Below are 18,451 nucleotides of genomic sequence, written 5' to 3'. Positions count from 1 at the left end.
GGAGATACTCATGACACGATCCAACGCCGACGCCCTACTGGCCGGCAACCGCCTGACGCTCGCCGGTTACGAGGCGCAGCACTTCGGCTGGTCGGTCGCCGACAAGGTCGCGACGATCACGCTCAACCGCCCCGAACGCAAAAACCCGCTGACGTTCGAATCGTATGCGGAATTGCGCGATCTGTTCCGGCAACTCACCTACGCGACCGACGTGAAGGCGGTCGTGATTCACGGCGCAGGCGAGAACTTCTGCTCCGGCGGCGATGTGCACGACATCATCGCGCCGCTGATCGATCTGCCGATGCCGGAATTGCTGCTGTTCACGCGCATGACTGGCGATCTGGTCAAAGCGATGCGTCACTGCCCGCAACCCATCATTGCCGCGGTCGACGGCGTGTGCGCAGGTGCCGGCGCAATCCTGGCGATGTCGTCCGACATGCGCCTGGGCACCGCGCGCAGCAAGCTCGCGTTTCTGTTCTCTCGCGTCGGCCTCGCCGGTTGCGATATGGGCGCTTGCGCGATCCTGCCGCGCATCATCGGCCAGGGCCGCGCCACCGAATTGCTGTTCACCGGCCGCTCGGCGAGTGGTGACGAGGGCCACGCATGGGGTTTCTACAACCGCCTGTGCGAACCGGCAGCGCTCCTCGCGGACGCACAGAAGCTCGCCGCCGATCTCGTCGCCGGTCCGACCTTCGCGCACGGCATCACGAAGAAAATGCTGCACCAGGAATGGAGCATGAGCATCGACGAAGCGATCGAATCGGAAGCGCAAGCACAGGCAATCTGTATGAGCACACGCGATTTCGAACGTGCGTATAGCGCGTTTGCCGCCAAGTCGCGCCCTGTCTTCGAGGGAGATTGAATTGAGCACCAACAGCGATATGGATCTGCACAGCGCACTGGCCTGGCCGTTTTTCGAACCACGCCATCGCGAACTGGCCGCGGGTATCGAAGCATGGTCTCGCGCGAATCTCTCGCCTGTAGAACATAACGACGTCGACGCAACCTGCCGCCGCCTGGTTCGCGAACTCGGTTCGGCAGGCTGGTTGAAATACGGTGTCGGCGGCGTTGCCTATGGCGGGAATGGCGACACGATCGACACACGCGCCGTGTGCCTGCTGCGCGAGACACTCGCCAAGCATTCCGGTCTCGCTGATTTCGCTTTGGCGATGCAAGGACTCGGCTCCGGCGCGATCTCGCTCGGCGGCACGCATGAGCAAAAGACACGCTACTTGCCGCGTGTGGCAAGCGGTACCGCGATCGCTGCCTTCGCCTTATCGGAACCGGAAGCGGGATCGGACGTCGCCGCGATGTCCCTCTCAGCACGCGAAGACGGCGACGCCTACCTGCTCGACGGCGACAAAACGTGGATCTCGAACGGCGGCATCGCCGATTTCTACGTGGTATTCGCCAGAACCGGCGAAGCGCCTGGCGCACGCGGCATCACCGCCTTCATCGTCGATGCCGACACGCCGGGCCTGGAAATCGCCGAACGCATCGACGTGATCGCACCGCATCCGCTAGCGCGTTTGCACTTTGCCGGCGCACGCGTGCCGCGCAGCCAGATGCTCGGCGCGCCCGGCGAAGGTTTCAAACTTGCGATGCGCACGCTGGATATTTTCCGCACCTCGGTGGCGGCAGCGTCGCTAGGCTTCGCGCGGCATGCAATGGCTGAAGGTCTCTCACGCGCATCGTCGCGCAAGATGTTCGGACAGACCCTCGGCGATTTTCAGCTGACGCAAGCCAAGCTCGCACAGATGGCATTGACGATCGACAGCAGCGCATTGCTGGTCTATCGCGCGGCCTGGCTGCGCGATCAGGGCGAACAGGTCACGCGTGAAGCCGCAATGGCCAAGTGGCACGCAAGCGAAGGCGCGCAACAGGTAATCGACGCCGCCGTGCAACTCTATGGCGGCATGGGTGTGCAAAGCGGCACAGCCGTCGAGATGCTGTACCGCGAAATTCGTGCGTTGCGGATCTATGAAGGCGCGACTGAAGTGCAACAGCTGATTGTCGGCCGCGACCTTCTGAAGGCACATGCCGCGCAAGCCATCAAGGGTGCGGCGAAATGAACACGACCTTCGAAAGACCTGTCCGCATCCGCTTCCAGCACTGCGATCCGGCCGGCATTGTGTTCTTTCCGCAATATCTGGTAATGACCAACGCGTTGGTCGAAGACTGGTTCAACGAAGGCATGCAGATCGACTACGCGCAAATGATCGCGCAACGCCGGGTCGGCTTGCCGATCGTCAAACTCGATTGCGAGTTTTCGCGGCCGAGCCAGATGGGCGAAACGATCACGCTGTCACTCAGCGTCACGAAGGTCGGGCGCCGCTCGATCAGTATCGAGATCGTCGGCCGGCACGGCGACGAAATCCGCTTTAGCGCGAAACAGGTGCTGGTGACGACATCGCTCGAAAGCGGCACATCCATCGACATTCCCGCAGACATCGCGAGCGCGCTCGCGGCGTTTGTCCCACAGCCTGAATCCATCGAGGCGCATCGCTCATGAAAAAAGCTCTCCTTCCCGCCGGTTGGATCAAGCCGCGCGGCTACGCGAACGGCGTTGCAGCAACCGGCACGCAAGTGTTCATCGCCGGCCAGATCGGCTGGGACGAACAGGCGCAGTTTCAGACCACCGACTTTGCACAACAGGCGATTCAGGCGCTCAAGAACATCCTCGCCGTCCTGCACGAAGCGGGCGGCAAGCCTGAGCATCTGGTCCGCCTGACGTGGTACGTCACGGACAAGCGCGAATACCTCGGCTCGCTGAAAGATATCGGCCGTGCGTTTCGCGAGTTGATCGGCGACTACGACATCGCGATGAGCGCGATACAGGTCGTCGCACTGGTCGAAGACGAAGCCAAGGTCGAGATCGAAGCCACGGCAGTGATTCCCCAGTAAGCGCACGAAATACGAAGCACGAAGCACGAAGCACGAAACACGCAACCCACCAAGCCAACCGAAGCGCATTCAGCCGGCTCACCCCCGGGAGACCATGATGGAACCGTCAGCACACGTCGATACCTTCGCGCGCGACAATCTTCCGCCGCAGGATCAATGGCCTGTCTTTCTGCTCGACAACCCGGACGTTGCTTACCCGGCGCGCTTCAATTGCGCGACGGAATTGCTCGACAGAACGATCGAAGCGGGACACCGCGACCATCCGGCGATCTGGTCGGACGTAGATGGGAAGCCGCAGGCGACCACTTACGGTGAGTTGCTTGCCTTGGTGAATCGCAGTGCGCATGTACTGGTCGATGAAATGGGTTTGCAACCCGGCAATCGCGTGCTGCTGCGCGGACCGAACACCTTGCACATGGCGGTGACGGCGCTCGCCGCGCTGAAGGTCGGCCTTGTCGTGGTGCCCACCATGCCGCTGCTGCGCGCGAAAGAACTCAAGCAGATCATCGAGAAGGCACAAGTCAGCGCCGCGCTATGCGATGCGCGCCTGACCGCTGAACTCGCGCGCTGCAACGATCCCGAGGACGAGTTCTACTGTGCGGGTTTGAAACAAACGTGCCTGTTCCATGACGATTCAGACGATTCACTCGACACCCTCGCAATCAACAAACCGTACCACTTCACCGCCTGCGACACGGCCGCCGACGACGTCTGCCTGATTGCCTTCACGAGCGGCACGACGGGGGCGCCGAAGGGCTGCATGCACTTTCATCGCGACGTCCTGGCAATGTGCGATCTGTTTCCGCGGCATGTTCTGAAACCCTCATCGAGCGATGTGTTTTGCGGGACGCCACCGCTCGCCTTCACATTCGGCCTCGGTGGTTTGCTGTGCTTTCCGCTGCGAGCGGGTGCGTCGACGGTGCTGATCGAGAAGCTCACGCCCGAAACCTTGCTGCAAACCGTCGAACGCTTTCACGCGACGATCATGTTCACCGCGCCGACGTTCTATCGGCAGATGGCTCCGCTCGTTGCGCATCACGACATTTCAAGCTTGAAGAAAACGGTCTCGGCGGGAGAAGCGTTGCCGGATTCGACACGCCGCCTATGGCACGATGCAAGCGGCATCGAGATGATCGACGGGATCGGCGGCACAGAACTGATCCATATTTTCATCTCGGCGCAAGGCGACGCGATTCGCCCGCATGCCATCGGTCGTGCGGTGCCCGGTTACGTCGTGCAGGCCGTTGACGACGCCATGCAACCGGTCCCGGCTGGCACAATCGGCAAACTCGCGGTGCGCGGACCGACTGGCTGCCGCTATCTCGCCGACGAGCGTCAAGCAAAGTTCGTTCGCGACGGCTGGAATCTTCCCGGCGACTCGGTCTATCTCGACCAAGACGGCTACGTGTTCTATCAGGCGCGCGCCGACGACATGATCGTCTCCGCCGGCTACAACATCTCCGGTCCGGAAGTGGAAAGCGTGTTGATGCAACACGACGCGGTGGCCGAATGCGGTGTGATCGGCGTGCCCGACGAGACGCGCGGACAGATCGTCAAGGCCTTCGTGGTGCTGAACCCGGGTTATACGCCTGACGACAAAATGGTCGCACAACTGCAGGATTTCGTGAAAAATAGCGTGGCGCCGTATAAATACCCACGCGTCATCGCTTTCATCGGGGCGCTGCCGCGCACCGAAACCGGCAAGATCAAACGCTTCGAATTGCGCACGCTCGGGTAGCCCTTCATGTAGTCCCTCTTTCCTGTTGGAGACACACCGCATGGCCGCCTCTTTCATCGAAGTTGTCGCCCAGGATGGCGGCCGTTTCAACGCCTACGTCGCGCGTCCGGCGCAGGGCTCAGGCCCGGGGCTCGTCCTCCTGCAGGAAATCTTCGGCATCAACGACACGATGAAGTCGATGGCCGACCGCTTCGCAGAAGAAGGTTACGTGGTGCTGGTGCCGGATCTGTTCTGGCGGATCAAGCCAGGCATTTCGCTCGGCTATGGCGAGGCGGATATGAAGCAGGCGCTCGGCTATCTCGCGCGCTTCGACGTCGATCTCGCCGTCGACGATATCGCGGCAACGGTCGCCACATTGCGCACGTTGCCCGAGCAGGCCGGCAAGGTGGGCACCGTCGGCTACTGTCTCGGCGGCAAACTCGCATTCCTGAGCGCGGCACGCACCGACGTGGACTGCGCGGTCAGCTACTACGGCGTCGGCCTCGAAGCGTATCTGGATGAAGTGCCGGCCGTGCGCTGCCCGATGGTGTTTCACTTCCCTGAAAACGACGCGCACTGTCCGCCCGAAACGCGCGAGCGAATCAGCGCCGCATTGCGCACGCGTCCGCAAATCGACCAATACGTGTACCCCGGTTGCGATCATGCATTCGCCACACCATCACGTCCGCAGTACGACAAACCCGCCGCGATGATGGCTTATTCGCGCACGCTCGCCCTGCTCCGTAAAGTGCTGGGTCCGGTCTACGATCTGAACGCGTTGTGGGAAGCACACTGCTATTACGAGTTCGCCACGCGCGATGTCGACGCCGTCATGCCGACCATGGTCGCGCAACCTTACGTCAACCACGTCCCGACCATGACCGGCGGTGTGGGCCATGACAAGCTCAAACGTTTCTACACGCATCACTTCGTCAATTCGAATCCTGCCGATACGAAGCTGATTCCGATTTCGCGCACGATCGGCGCGGATCGCATCGTCGACGAATTCATTTTCAGCTGCACGCATAACTGCGAGATCGACTGGCTGTTACCTGGCGTCGCGCCAACCGGCAAATATTTCGAAGTGCCGATGCTGGCCGTGGTGTGCTTTCGCGGCGACAAGCTGTACAACGAGCACATCTATTGGGATCAGGCATCGGTGCTCGTGCAGGTCGGCTTGCTGAATCCCGAGGGACTGCCGGTGGCCGGCATCGAGAGCGCGCGCAAGCTGCTCGATGAGACCTTGCCGTCGAACCAGCTGATGGGCGCGAAGTCGCGCGTGTGACGTGTGGCCGGGGGCGAGCATGAGGCAAGCAAATAGAGCCCCGCCTCGGCACAACACCCCTATGATGTGACGCTTCACCGGCCAACCTCCCTCGACCCATGCTGACCGTCCATCATCTGAACAACTCCCGCTCGCAACGCGTGTTGTGGCTGCTCGAAGAACTCGGCGTGCCGTACGAGATCAAGCGCTACGAGCGCGATCCGAACACAATGCTGGCGCCGCCCGAGTTGCGCGCAGTGCATCCGCTCGGCAAGTCGCCCGTCATTACGGACGACGGCCAGACCCTCGCCGAATCCGGCGCAATCATCGAGTATCTGGTCGACAAGTACGGTCAAGGCCGCTTCGCACCCGCAGCGGGCACGCCCGAGCGGCTGCGCTACACCTACTGGATGCACTATGCGGAAGGCTCGGCCATGCCACCGCTGCTGCTGAAACTGATCGCCCTGCGCATCGCCAGCGCGCCGATGCCGTTCTTCGCCAAACCTATCGCCCGCAAGATCGCGTCGACATTGCAATCGAGCTTCATCGATCCACAGTTGAAGCTGCACCTCGGCTTCATCAATAAAGAATTGAGCGCGACCGGCTGGTTCGTCGGCAGCGACTTCACAGCGGCCGATGTTCAGATGAGCTTCCCGCTCGAAGCCGCCACCGCACGCGGCGGCATGAAAGGGCAGATTCCCGCCGTCGTCGATTTCCTGCAACGCATTCACGTGCGACCCGCCTATCAGCGGGCGCTGGAGCGCGGCGGCAAGTACGAACTACTGGGCGGCGATTGACGGCCAACTCCGCCCAGGAATTCGTAGTTGTGGCTTAAAAGTCGCGAGTGCTAGACTAAAAATCGCCATTGCCATCAACGGGTTGCCGACCGGGCTTCGAATTCGTGCCGGGCGGCGGAACGTCCGGCATTCGCTTGCATCCGCTGGCGCCCGCTTGAGCTTGATAGACCACGGCAAAGGAGTCCCTGCATGACCCATTCCATCCAAGGCAACAAACGCTGGCTGGCGCTGATCGTTCTGTGCCTCGGCGTGCTCATGATCGTGCTCGATACGACGATCGTGAACGTTGCCTTGCCGTCGATCGCCGCGGACCTCGGCTTTAGCGAAACCTCGCTGGTGTGGGTGGTCAATGCGTACATGCTCACCTTCGGCGGCTGCCTGCTGCTTGGCGGCCGGCTGGGCGATCTCTACGGCCACCGCAAGCTGTTCCTCGGCGGCATCACGCTGTTCACGCTGGCGTCGCTCGCATGCGGCATGGCGAATTCGCAGATTCTGCTGGTATGCGCGCGTGCCGTGCAGGGTCTGGGCGGCGCGGTGGTCTCCGCTGTTTCGCTGTCGCTGATCATGAATCTGTTCACCGAAGCGGGCGAACGGGCGAAAGCGATGGGCATATACGGTTTCGTCTGCGCGGGCGGCGGGAGCATCGGCGTATTGCTCGGCGGTCTGCTGACCAACCTGCTGAGCTGGCACTGGATCTTTCTTGTCAACCTGCCGATTGGCATCGCCGTCTACGCCCTGTGTGTCGCGCTCCTGCCGTCGGCACGCGGTCATGCACATGGCGAAAGGCTCGACGTGGCCGGTGCGGTCACAGTCACCGCCTCGCTGATGCTGGCCGTGTACGCGGTCGTGAACGGCAATGAAGCGGGCTGGACCTCGGCGCAGACACTCGGCCTGCTGTTCGCCGCGCTCGCGCTGCTGGCCGTGTTTCTAGTGATCGAAGCACGTGTGCAGCATCCGTTGATGCCGCTCGGTCTGTTCCGCCTGCGCAATGTCGCCACTGCCAATGTGGTAGGCGTACTGTGGGCAGCCGCAATGTTCGCGTGGTTCTTCATCTCCGCCTTGTACCTGCAGCGCGTGCTCGGCTACCGGCCCTTGCAGGTCGGACTCGCGTTTTTGCCGGCCAATCTGATCATGGCGTTCTTTTCGTTGGGACTGTCGGCACGCGTGGTGATGCGCTTCGGCCTGCGCCTTCCGCTTGCCGTCGGGCTGCTGGTCGCGGCGATTGGCCTCGCACTGTTTGCACGCGCGCCCGTCGACGGCAGCTTCGTGCTCGACGTGCTGCCCGGCATGATCCTGCTCGGCTTCGGCGCGGGTATCGCGTTCAATCCCCTGCTGCTGGCCGCCATGAGCGACGTCGATCCGAGCGATTCGGGCCTCGCGTCCGGAATCGTCAATACGTCGTTCATGATGGGTGGCGCACTCGGCCTCGCCGTGCTCGCGAGTCTCGCGGCCGCGCGCAGTGATGCGACGCAGGCTTCCGAAAACGCGGTGACGGCGCTCAATAGCGGCTACCACGTGGCGTTCCTGTTCGGTGCAATCTTCGCGGCAGCGGCGGGTGTATTGGGCGGTTTGCTGCTGCGGCCGGGGCAACCTGGTGCTGCGAACGCACATGCGGATGCGCACGATGACGGCGGCTCCGCCGCAGCGCAGTCGCGTGACGCCAGTAACGGAGCAGCGACCGAAAACTACTGACCTCTCCGCCCTGAAACCAGGCCGATCGCGGCCAATCAGGCACCCACCGCAAAACCGCAAGCGCGATCAAATGCGCCGCGTCGCGCCTGGCTATGCTGGCTTCGTGCTGACATGAGAGCCGAAATGAACCCCGTCGGAAAAGCGCTCTGGTTTATCGAAAGCCACTTTGCTCGCGAGTTGACGCTCGACGACATCGCCAACTGTGGATGTGTGTCGCGCTTTCACCTGGCGCGTGCTTTCGAAGCAGCCACGGGGCTTTCGGTCATGCGCTATGTTCGCGCGCGCCGTTTGAGCGAAGCGGCACGGCGCCTCGCCGACGGTGCACCCGATATTCTGACTGTCGCCATCGACGCCGGTTACGGTTCTCACGAAGCATTCACGCGTGCGTTTCGCGAGCAATTCGGACTCACGCCCGAAGCGCTGCGCGCGCGTGGTCACCTCGACAACATTGCCATCGTGGAGCCGATCAAAATGGACGAAACCCTTCTCACGCACCTCGAACCGCCGCGTTTCGAAGACGGCAAACCGTTTCTCGTCGCGGGCCTGAGCGAACGCTACACAAGCGAAACCTGCGCCGCGATTCCTTCGCAGTGGCAGCGCTTTGGCGAATACTTCGGCAGAGTGCCGGGCCAGCTCGGCAACGTGGCGTATGGCGTCTGTTACAACGCCGACGACGCCGGCAACGTCGACTATCTGTGCGGCGTCGAAGTCAGCGACTTTTCGGCATTGCCTGCCGAACTCAGCCGCTTGCGCATTTCCCCGCAGCGCTACGCGGTGTTCAGCCACCGCGAGCATATCTCGACCATACGGCGCACCTGGAACACGATCTGGAATCAGTGGCTGCCGGCATCGGGACATATTCCCGCCGATGCGCCCAACTTCGAGCGCTACGACGAGAAGTTCGATCCGGTCAGCGGCATGGGTGGGCTCGAGATATGGCTACCGCTGAAGGCTTGATTCGAGCGTTGGGCGGCTCGCTCGCGAAACTAGCCGCTCACTTTGAGCAGCACCGGATCGTTGCGATACAGATCGGGAAACATGCGCTTCAGTCCACTCACCTTCGGTAGATCGTTGATCACGATGTACGGGTGGTCAGGATGGAGCGCGAGAAAATTCTGGTGATAGCTTTCCGCCGGATAGAAACCCTTGAAATCCTCCACGCGCGTGACGATCGGCCCTGAAAACACGTGCGCCTTGTCGAGCTGCGCAATATACGATTGCGCGACGCTACGCTGCTCAGGATTGGCCGGAAAGATCGCCGAGCGGTATTGCGTGCCGTGGTCGGGCCCCTGGTAGTTCAGCTCGGTGGGGTCGTGTGCAACCGAGAAGAAAATCTGCAGCAAACGTCCGTAAGTTATCTGCGTGGGGTCATAGGTGACCTGCACCGACTCCGCGTGCCCAGTATCGCCCTCGCTGACGGTTTCATATTGCGCAGTCCCAGCCGCGCCGCCCGTGTATCCCGAGGCGACCTGCTTCACGCCGCGCACGTGTTCGAACACGCCCTGAACGCCCCAGAAGCAACCGCCCGCGAACACCGCAGTTTCGCTATGCACCGAGCCGACGCTCTCGTCATGGGCAGGCGCCGGAATCTTCGTCATTGCTTCGGCTGAGTTCGCGATGCGCTGCGCGGCGAAGACGCCCGCCGCAATGGCGACGCAACCCGCGAGCCGGAAAAATGACGAACGCCTGCGTTGGGAAACCTTGCTAGTAGAGGTTGTTTGCATGATGTCAGTCTTTCAATGAGTGGTTGAGTCACGCCGTCAGGCTCAGCTTAGCCAAACGTAAAGGCATACGCTTGCACGCCCGGATCCAGAAACTCGATCGAGAACGTGTGATCCGCAACATCGCCGGTTTGGCGCACGAGCTGGTAAAGACGCTGCTCGGTAACGGTGCCGCTGCCGTCTGCGGCGACGTCTGTTCCGTGCGCAGCGCCGGGTGCGGCGCCATCCACGCTTACGCGGAAGCGAACCGGCTTGCCGTCCTTGCCCGGACCAAGCACCAGATGCAGATCACGCGCATGGAAGCGATAGACGATGCGTCCGGATGCCGCCGCGAGCGTCGCGTGTTCGGCACCCACATTCCACGCACCGGCCAGCCCCCAATCGTTGACGGCGGGCTGTGATGGCACCGTATAGGTATGAACCTTGTCCTCCGCTGCGCCGCCGGGCGACGTGAAATTCTCAGCACGCTCGTATCCGATATAGGTTTCCGGCGACTGCATGTCGGCGCTGTCGGCCGCGGCCTGCACGCCTTGCGCGCTCGTGCCGGTGATGCCGATTGCGACCTTCGACGCATTCGCATGCCCTGCCTCAGTCAGCAATTCCTGAATCACCTTTTCCGATTCCGCATAGTCGCCTTCGCCGAAATGGTGATAACGAATCTGCCCCTTGCCATCGACGAAATAATGGGCCGGCCAGTACTGATTGTTCAGCGCGCGCCAGATCGCGTAGTTGTTGTCGATCGCGACGGGATAGTCGACGCCGAGATCGTGGACAGCCTTCTTCACGTTGTCGATATTGCGTTCGAACGCGAATTCCGGCGCATGCACGCCGATGACGACGAGCCCCTGGTCCTTGTACTTCTGCGCCCACGCTTTCACGTACGGCAGCGAACGCAGGCAGTTGATGCACGAGTACGTCCAGAAATCGACCAGCACGACTTTGCCGCGCAGGTCCTGAACCGTCAGTGGCGGTGAATTCAGCCACTGGACGGCGCCGTTCAAGGTCGGCAGCACACCTTCAACGGGCAACGCAGCCGCGCCGCCTGGGGCGCCTTGCGAAGCACGCATCATCGCGCCGGCGTCGCTTGCAGCGGCGGCGGGGTTGGCCGTCATCACGGCATCGCTGCCCGATGCGTTGGCTGGCGCGTTGGTCGGTGCATTGGTCTTGTCACCCGCCGCCACCGGATTGGCCGGCGTCGCACCGGGCGACAGCTTGTCGACCAGTTTCTGTTCAAGGCCACCGGTAGCGATGGTCGATACACGCGCCAGCACGCCAGTGTCGAGCCCGAATGCAATCGCCACCACGCCGCCTAGCATCGCCGCGCCGATCCCGCGGCGGATCCATTCGCCCGCGCCCAGAGAGCGCTTCATCGCCGTGAACACCCGGCCGCCGATCAGCAGCGCCACCGCGAGCGACGTCGCCGCACCGGCCGCATAGGCAACCAGCAACAGCGTGGTGCCGACGCTCGCGCCCCGCAATGCCGCGCCGGTCAGCACCAGGCCGAGAATCGGACCGGCGCACGGCGCCCACAGCAAGCCAGTGGCGATGCCCAGCAAAAAGGACGATCCCGCGCGAACCTGCTGACCGTCGCCCTGCGCGAAATTCGACAGGCGATTGCCGGCGCTCACCAGCGGGCGCATCAGACGATCCGCGAAACGCGGCAGCAGCAGCGTCAGTCCGAAGATGGCGAGCAAGGCAATTGCAAGCCAGCGGCCATACTGGTTAGCCTGCGTGACCCAACCGCCACCCACTGCGGCGAGGGTCGCGACGATGGCGAAGGTCAGCGCCATGCCGGCCAGCAACGGCAGCCCGCTGCGCACGAAAGGCTGATCGGCGCGCGCGAAGACAAACGGCAGCACCGGCAGGATGCACGGACTGAGGATCGTCAGAGCGCCGCCGAGATAGGCAAGAACGATGAGTAGCATGTCGGTTCCGGGCGTTGTTTTAAGTCGGTTAGGATGGTTACGCGGCTTGGGTACGCTGTTAATCAGCGGGAAGCGCAGCGGAAAGTGCCCACATCCTAGGGCGCGAGGGGTGTCAAAGTCCTCACGAAAAGTTAAATTAAACGTGATAACTCGCAGCCCGGAAATTTTGCACAATGGCGCAACGGCCCGTTTTTGCGGGCGCCCTGTCTTTCCACCGCTCGGAACCACGCCCTTACCCACGGCTAAAGCCCTCCATGGACCCACTGAAGCGCATCCTGATCGTTGAAGACGACGTCGACATCGCCAACGTGCTGAGCCTTCATCTGCGCGACGAGCGTTACGAAGTCGTGCACAGCGCCGACGGCAGCGAAGGGCTGCGCCTGCTGGAGCAAGGCGGCTGGGACGCGCTGATCCTCGACCTGATGCTGCCCGGCGTCGACGGTCTGGAAATCTGCCGGCGCGCCCGCGCAATGACGCGCTACACGCCGATCATCATCACCAGCGCGCGTTCGAGCGAAGTGCACCGGATCCTCGGCCTCGAACTCGGCGCCGACGACTACCTGGCCAAACCGTTCTCGGTGCTCGAGCTGGTGGCGCGCGTCAAAGCCTTGCTGCGGCGCGTCGAAGCCATGGCGAAAGACTCGCGCATCGACGCCGGCAGTCTGCAGCTCGCCGGGCTCACGATCGATCCGCTGACGCGCGAGGCGACAGTGGACGGCAAGCCTATTGAACTGACGCCGCGTGAATTCGACCTGCTGTATTTCTTCGCGCAGCATCCCGGCAAGGTGTTCTCGCGGATGGACCTGCTCAATGCCGTGTGGGGCTATCAGCACGAGGGTTACGAACACACCGTCAACACCCACATCAACCGCCTGCGCGCGAAGATCGAGACCGACCCCGCCCAGCCCGAGCGCATCCTGACCGTCTGGGGGCGCGGCTACAAGCTGGCTATGCCTGGCAATCCAGGCGACGGGCCGACGCCCGCGGGCGCACCTCAGGACGCGCCGTGAATCTGACACTGACCCAGCGGCTCTCGCTCGTCTTCTCCGCGCTGCTGCTGGCGTGCTGCGGCGCGTCGGCGTGGCTGCAGATCCGGTCGAGCGACCTGCACGAAAAGGAGGTCGTGCAGCGCCTGTCGAAGGATCTCGCCAACCATATCGCGCATCGCACCACGCTGATGGACGCGAACGGCCTGCGGCCCGACGCGGTGCGCCAGCTGTTCGGCCAGTTGATGATGGTGAATCCGAGCGTCGAGGTGTACCTGCTCGACAACCAGGGGCGCATCGAGGGCGACGACGCCCCTGCGGGCCACGTCAAGCGCGCTCGGGTGGATCTCGCGCCCGTCCGGCAATTCATCGCCGGGGAGGCGTTGCCGATCCTCGGCGACGACCCGCGCAGTGTCGACGGGAAAAAAGTGTTTAGCGCCGCGCCGCTGCAATTGAACGGGCAGCCGCCGTCCGGCTATATCTATGTGGTCCTGCTCGGCGAGGAACACGACGCGCTCGCCGCACGCGTGGCCGCCAGCTCGGTGCTGCGTACCACCCTCTGGTCGATGGCGCTAGTCGCGCTGCTGGGATTGCTGGCAGGTTTGACGGCATTCGGCCTGATCACGCGACCACTACGCCGCCTTACCGACGCCATGCGCCGTTTCGATGCCGACGGCGAGCCGGACACCCAGCCGGCAGTGCCACGCTCGTCGCCTGCCGGACGGCGCGACGAAATCGGCGTACTCGAAGCCACGTTCGCGCAGATGGCCAACCGCATCGGCGATCAGTGGCGCGCGCTGACGCGCCAGGATCAGCAGCGGCGCGAGCTGATCGCCAATATTTCGCACGACCTGCGCACGCCGCTGACCTCGCTGCACGGCTACCTCGAGACGCTGTCGCTCAAAGCCGAGACGCTCGGCGAAACGGAGCGCAAACGCTATCTGGCGATTGCGCTCGCACAGAGCGTCAAGGTCGGGCGGCTCGCGCAGGCGCTGTTCGAGCTTGCCCGGCTCGAACACGGCAACGTGCAACCCGCACTCGAGCCGTTCTCGCTGGTCGATCTGGTCCAGGACGTCTTCCAGAAATTCGAGTTGCCGGCCGAGGCACGGCACATCCAGTTGCGCGCCGATTTTCCCCCTCGCCTGCCGGCGGTCTACGCCGACCTGGGGATGATCGAGCGCGTGCTGACGAACCTGCTCGACAACGCGATTCGCCATACACCCTCCGGCGGGTCGATCGACGTCGATCTCGCGCACAAGGACGGCAAGGTATCGGTCACGGTGAGCGACACCGGTCCCGGCATTCCAGCGGAGCAGCGCGAAGGTCTGTTCGAACGTCCGTTCAGTTCAGGTGGCGCGCATCGCGGCGGCGGACTCGGTCTGCTGATCGTGCAACGCATGCTGCAGTTGCATCACAGCCAGATACGCCTGCTCGAACATGAGGGAACGGGCACGGCATTCTGCTTCGAGCTGCCGACCACCGAAAAACCGGCTGTCGCCGGCATCCCGCTCTGACCGGTAGTGATTAACCGGCGCGATCAGACCAGCAAGTCCTCATAGAACGACCCGAACGGCCGGGTCGGATGCGCGAGCTGGATTTCAAGAATCCACAGGCCGGCGTCCGGACACTCCGCGAAATCGCCCAGATTTCCTGCTTTGTAGATCGCGTGCGGAAAATCGCTGACACGGTGACCCTTGATATCCAGGTTCAAACGCAACCCTAGCGCCGCTGCACGCTGCGCTGCGAAGTCATACAACGCTTTGCCGCCCGCACGCGTCGAGCGCCAGTGATGCTCCACTTCGTCGAACACGGTCTTTGCGGCGTCGGCGCAGGCCTTCATCTCCGCATCATGGCCGACCACGAAGGTCGCGCCCGCATCGCCTTCGTGCTGATCCCAAACCACGCCCAGGTCGACGAAGAAAATATCGTCGTCCTTGAGTCGCGGATCGCCATCTGATTGCTGCTTGAACGTCTTCAGCGTGTTCTCGCCGAAGCGCACCAGCACCGGATGCCAGATACGATCCATGCCCAACTCGTTCAATACGTTCTTGCATTCGGCCGTCGCCTCCGACTCGAGCATGCCGGGCTGAATCCGCTGCGCCAACTGCTCCACGACGTCCCACGTTCGGCGCTGGGCATATTTCATCGACTCGAGCACGTATTTGCTTCCAACCGCCTGTTTCGCCGCTGCTTCCATCCACCTTCTCCAGTTATGTCCGTTCGAATATAACGATCGAATGCATCGGTGTCCATGCTCTGTTTCTGCCGATCGTGCGTCGCAGAGACGGCCATTCCGCGCGAAACGATGCGCGCCGATCCGTTCAAGGCACGCGCGGTCGCTATATTCCATGTGATATAACGAGGCGGGCATGTGCAAACGGCACCTGCCGGTATTCGGGGAGCGCGATGTTCATCCGTCAACTTCATTATCTGGTTACGCTTGCGCAGGAACAGCATTTCGCCAAGGCTGCGGAGCTGAGCCATGTTTCGCAACCGGCGCTGTCCTCGGCGATTCGAAGCCTTGAGGCAGAGTTGGGTCTGGTCATTGTCAGACGAGGCAGACGTTTCATCGGCTTCACCGAGGAAGGCGAGCGGGTGCTTGGGTGGGCCCGTCAAACACTCGCCACACTCGAACATATGCGGCAGGACGCGTCGGCCGCTCAGGTGCGATTGACCGGTACGATCCGCATCGGCGTCATTCCGACGACGATGCCTATCGTCGGTTTGTTACTGGGGGCGTGCCGGGCGGATCACGCCGCGATCCGATACTCCGCGCGCTCGCTCAGTGCCGACACCATCCTGCGTCAGTTGGACGACTACGAACTGGATGTCGGGTTCACCTATCTGGACGATCGCGTTCAGGCTGGTTTTGCCGTTCTCCCGCTGTATCGCGAGCGTTACTTTCTGCTGTCCCCTCCTGACTCGCCTGCCGACCCCGCTCTGAACCGCTGGGACGCGCTCGGCGAACTGCCTTTCTGCCTGCTGGGCACCTCGATGCAGAACCGGCAGGTCATCAATGCCGCATTTCGCCGGGCCGGTGTTCAGCCAACCGTCGTGCTCGAAACAGATTCGTTGCTCGCGCTGTATTCGAACGTACAGCACGCCGGCTTATACAGCATCTTGCCGCACAGCCTCTTGAGCGTGCTCGACACCCGGACTAGCGTCAGCGCAACGCCGTTGTTGCCCGAACTGACACGCGAGATTGGCCTGATCACGCGCAATTCACCGTCGATGCCACCGTTGGCGGCTGCCATGTGGAGCGCAGCAGAACGACTCGACCTGCAGCAGTCGTTCGATGCATTGCTACAGAAGGCGGATATCGTGGCGTTGCAGTGAACGGCGTTTGATAAGTACAGGTTATCAGCCAATCCGTCCAAACGATTGGACCGGGTCCGCTTCCCTCACAGACACTGTGCCGGTCGATGTCACGCATCGATCCGCCCGGCAGATGCATGACGCCGGATCACAATTGCACTGAGTGGAGTGAGACAACATGGCCAAGGTTCTTTGTGTACTGTATGACGACCCGGTCGGCGGCATGCCGAAAAAGTACGCGCGCGACGACATTCCGGCAATCACCCGCTATCACGATGGTCAGACAGCGCCCACGCCCGAGGCGATCGATTTCACGCCGGGACAGTTGCTCGGCAGCGTCTCCGGCGAACTGGGGCTGCGTCGTTTTCTCGAATCGCAAGGACATACGCTGGTCGTTACGTCCGACAAGGACGGCCCGAACTCGGTGTTCGAACGTGAACTGCACGATGCAGAGGTCGTCATTTCGCAGCCGTTCTGGCCGGCCTATCTAACGGCGGAACGCATTGCCAAAGCACCCAGGCTCAAGCTTGCCTTGACCGCCGGCATCGGCTCCGACCACGTCGATTTGCAAGCGGCGATTGAACGCGGCATCACGGTCGCCGAGGTGACTTACTGCAACAGCATCAGCGTCGCGGAACACGTGGTGATGATGATCCTCTCGCAGGTCCGCAACTATCTGCCTTCACACGAGTGGGTGAAGCAAGGTGGCTGGAATATCGCCGATTGCGTCGAACGGGCATATGACCTCGAAGGCATGCACGTCGGTACGGTTGCGGCCGGGCGCATCGGCGCGGCGGTGCTGCGCAGACTCAAGGCTTTCGACGTCAAGCTTCACTACACGGACCGGCATCGTCTGCCGGCGGATGTGGAACGCGAACTGGGCGCGACCTGGCATCCGGATGTCGAATCGATGGTGAAGGTATGCGATGTCGTGACGATCAACTGTCCGCTGCATCCGGAAACCGAACATCTGTTCGACGAAAAAATGATCGCGAAGATGAAGCGCGGTGCGTACATCATCAACACGGCGCGCGGCAAGATCTGCGACCGCGACGCGATTGTTCGCGCGCTCGAAAGCGGACAACTCGCAGGCTATGCGGGCGATGTGTGGTTCCCGCAACCCGCGCCGCGCGATCATCCGTGGCGCACGATGCCGCATCAAGGGATGACGCCGCACACGTCGGGTACGACCTTGTCCGCACAGACGCGATACGCGGCTGGCACACGCGAAATTCTCGAGTGCTGGTTCGAAAAGCGACCGATCCGCGACGAATATCTGATTGTCGATGGCGGACAACTCGCGGGCGTGGGCGCCCATTCGTACTCGGCGGGCAATGCTACGACGGGTTCCGAGGAAGCCAGCCGCTTCAAGGCTGCCTGATCCTGTTGCCGCTTGCCGTCATGCGCGGACCCACCGCGCGGACGGCACGCGGCCCACGCCGGAGTATCCATGCAACAAAGTGTTCCCGGGTCGGCGGCGGTCGGCGCCCGCTCCACGTTTCGTCATGTGGCTGTGCCGGCCGTACTAGGTTTTCTAGGCGGCACCCTTGCGATCGGCGTGCTCGGCACGCTCGGCAAACTCACCGGCTTGCCGCTGTTGATCGCACCATTCGGTGCATCGAGCGTATTGTTGTTTGCGGCCCCTGATAGCGCCTTTGCCCAACCGAGAAACCTCGTGCTGGGACATCTGATCGCTTCGGCGGTCGGGCTGGCGGTTTTCTGGATCGCAGGCGCAGGAATCTGGCAGGCTGCGTTGGCCGTCGGCGCGGCGATTGCCGCCATGCAACTGACCAGGACGGTGCATCCCCCCGCAGGCGCCGATCCACTCGTGATCATGCTGGCGGGTGGGATGTCTCCACGCTTTCTGATTCTGCCTATCCTGGCCGGTGTGCTGGTGCTGCAGGTGATCGCGCTTTTGTTCAATAACATTGTCCGCAAGCGTGCCCCGCGGTAATTAGTTGCAGCGCAACGGCGGATTCCCCCTACAACCTGCCTACAGGGACAGTCTTTTTTGTTCTACGCTATAGGTGCGACCCGCAGCGCGTCCCGATGGCTGTTCCGCATCCCGGCTATTTGAGAGCATCTCTGAAACTGTTGCGCCCGCAGACGGTCCTCCGGCACGATATGGTG

The 18,451-nt window shown here is 62.4% G+C and carries 17 protein-coding genes; 14 read left to right on the top strand and 3 right to left on the bottom strand.

The features are described 5' to 3' along the window. Positions 1 to 10 precede the first annotated feature (10 nt). The 9 genes from PQQ86_RS21550 to PQQ86_RS21510 all read left to right on the top strand — a co-directional run bounded on the left by PQQ86_RS21550 (position 11) and on the right by PQQ86_RS21510 (position 9,331). Positions 11 to 862 (top strand): enoyl-CoA hydratase family protein, encoded by an 852-nt coding sequence (locus PQQ86_RS21550; protein ID WP_408271348.1) that lies wholly within the window; start codon positions 11 to 13, stop codon positions 860 to 862. A 19-nt stretch (positions 863 to 881) separates the two neighbouring features. Then, positions 882 to 2,072 (top strand): acyl-CoA dehydrogenase family protein, encoded by a 1,191-nt coding sequence (locus PQQ86_RS21545; RefSeq protein WP_408279286.1) that lies wholly within the window; start codon positions 882 to 884, stop codon positions 2,070 to 2,072. Continuing rightward, entirely contained in the window at positions 2,069 to 2,512 is a 444-nt protein-coding gene (locus tag PQQ86_RS21540; RefSeq protein ID WP_200565095.1) for an acyl-CoA thioesterase, read from the top strand. Before PQQ86_RS21545 ends, PQQ86_RS21540 begins: the two co-directional genes overlap by 4 nt. After that, positions 2,509 to 2,904 (top strand): RidA family protein, encoded by a 396-nt coding sequence (locus tag PQQ86_RS21535; protein ID WP_408271345.1) that lies wholly within the window; start codon positions 2,509 to 2,511, stop codon positions 2,902 to 2,904. The genes PQQ86_RS21540 and PQQ86_RS21535 overlap by 4 nt, the downstream gene beginning before the upstream one ends. Before the next feature lie 97 nt (positions 2,905 to 3,001). Then, the gene (locus PQQ86_RS21530; protein ID WP_408279284.1) at positions 3,002 to 4,642 is read left to right on the top strand and encodes an AMP-binding protein; all 1,641 of its coding nucleotides are present in this window, start codon (positions 3,002 to 3,004) and stop codon (positions 4,640 to 4,642) included. Positions 4,643 to 4,682: 40 nt separating this feature from the next. Continuing rightward, positions 4,683 to 5,906, top strand: coding sequence for a dienelactone hydrolase family protein (locus PQQ86_RS21525; protein ID WP_408271342.1), 1,224 nt, complete (start codon positions 4,683 to 4,685; stop codon positions 5,904 to 5,906). Between the two features lie 98 nt (positions 5,907 to 6,004). Further along, positions 6,005 to 6,682, top strand: a complete 678-nt coding sequence (locus PQQ86_RS21520; protein WP_408271339.1) for a glutathione S-transferase — start codon at positions 6,005 to 6,007, stop codon at positions 6,680 to 6,682. A gap of 189 nt (positions 6,683 to 6,871) precedes the next feature. Beyond that, complete coding sequence (locus tag PQQ86_RS21515) at positions 6,872 to 8,374, top strand: DHA2 family efflux MFS transporter permease subunit (RefSeq protein ID WP_408271336.1); 1,503 nt, start codon at positions 6,872 to 6,874, stop codon at positions 8,372 to 8,374. 123 nt (positions 8,375 to 8,497) lie between these two features. Next, a complete protein-coding gene (locus PQQ86_RS21510) occupies positions 8,498 to 9,331 on the top strand; it encodes an AraC family transcriptional regulator (RefSeq protein WP_408271333.1) in 834 nt (277 codons plus the stop codon). A gap of 29 nt (positions 9,332 to 9,360) precedes the next feature. Here the strand turns inward: PQQ86_RS21510 and msrA are convergent, their stop codons facing one another. Further along, positions 9,361 to 10,098, bottom strand: a complete 738-nt coding sequence (gene msrA / locus PQQ86_RS21505; RefSeq protein WP_408271330.1) for a peptide-methionine (S)-S-oxide reductase MsrA — start codon at positions 10,096 to 10,098, stop codon at positions 9,361 to 9,363. A gap of 47 nt (positions 10,099 to 10,145) precedes the next feature. After that, positions 10,146 to 12,020: a cytochrome c biogenesis protein DipZ gene (locus PQQ86_RS21500; RefSeq protein WP_408271327.1), complete on the bottom strand. Its 1,875-nt coding sequence runs from the start codon at positions 12,018 to 12,020 to the stop codon at positions 10,146 to 10,148. 254 nt (positions 12,021 to 12,274) lie between these two features. Here PQQ86_RS21500 and PQQ86_RS21495 point away from each other — a divergent pair, with 254 nt between their 5' ends. After that, complete coding sequence (locus PQQ86_RS21495) at positions 12,275 to 13,030, top strand: response regulator transcription factor (protein WP_154561096.1); 756 nt, start codon at positions 12,275 to 12,277, stop codon at positions 13,028 to 13,030. Continuing rightward, positions 13,027 to 14,520, top strand: coding sequence for a sensor histidine kinase (locus PQQ86_RS21490; protein ID WP_408271323.1), 1,494 nt, complete (start codon positions 13,027 to 13,029; stop codon positions 14,518 to 14,520). The genes PQQ86_RS21495 and PQQ86_RS21490 overlap by 4 nt, the downstream gene beginning before the upstream one ends. A 23-nt stretch (positions 14,521 to 14,543) precedes the next feature. Here PQQ86_RS21490 and PQQ86_RS21485 read toward each other — a convergent pair whose 3' ends face one another. Continuing rightward, complete coding sequence (locus PQQ86_RS21485; RefSeq protein ID WP_408271320.1) at positions 14,544 to 15,203, bottom strand: M24 family metallopeptidase; 660 nt, start codon at positions 15,201 to 15,203, stop codon at positions 14,544 to 14,546. A gap of 209 nt (positions 15,204 to 15,412) precedes the next feature. Here PQQ86_RS21485 and PQQ86_RS21480 point away from each other — a divergent pair, with 209 nt between their 5' ends. The 3 genes from PQQ86_RS21480 (at position 15,413) to PQQ86_RS21470 (ending at position 18,275) form a co-directional block, all read left to right on the top strand. Beyond that, a complete protein-coding gene (locus tag PQQ86_RS21480; RefSeq protein ID WP_408271317.1) occupies positions 15,413 to 16,342 on the top strand; it encodes a LysR family transcriptional regulator in 930 nt (309 codons plus the stop codon). Positions 16,343 to 16,499: 157 nt separating this feature from the next. Next, the gene (locus tag PQQ86_RS21475) at positions 16,500 to 17,702 is read left to right on the top strand and encodes an NAD-dependent formate dehydrogenase (RefSeq protein WP_408271314.1); all 1,203 of its coding nucleotides are present in this window, start codon (positions 16,500 to 16,502) and stop codon (positions 17,700 to 17,702) included. Between the two features lie 69 nt (positions 17,703 to 17,771). Further along, the gene (locus PQQ86_RS21470) at positions 17,772 to 18,275 is read left to right on the top strand and encodes an HPP family protein (protein ID WP_408271311.1); all 504 of its coding nucleotides are present in this window, start codon (positions 17,772 to 17,774) and stop codon (positions 18,273 to 18,275) included. Positions 18,276 to 18,451: the final 176 nt, after the last annotated feature.

It is taken from the genome of Paraburkholderia sediminicola (genome assembly GCF_046026675.1).
GTDB classification, from domain to species: domain Bacteria; phylum Pseudomonadota; class Gammaproteobacteria; order Burkholderiales; family Burkholderiaceae; genus Paraburkholderia; species Paraburkholderia sediminicola_F.
This window is presented reverse-complemented; position numbering and strand designations above follow the sequence as displayed.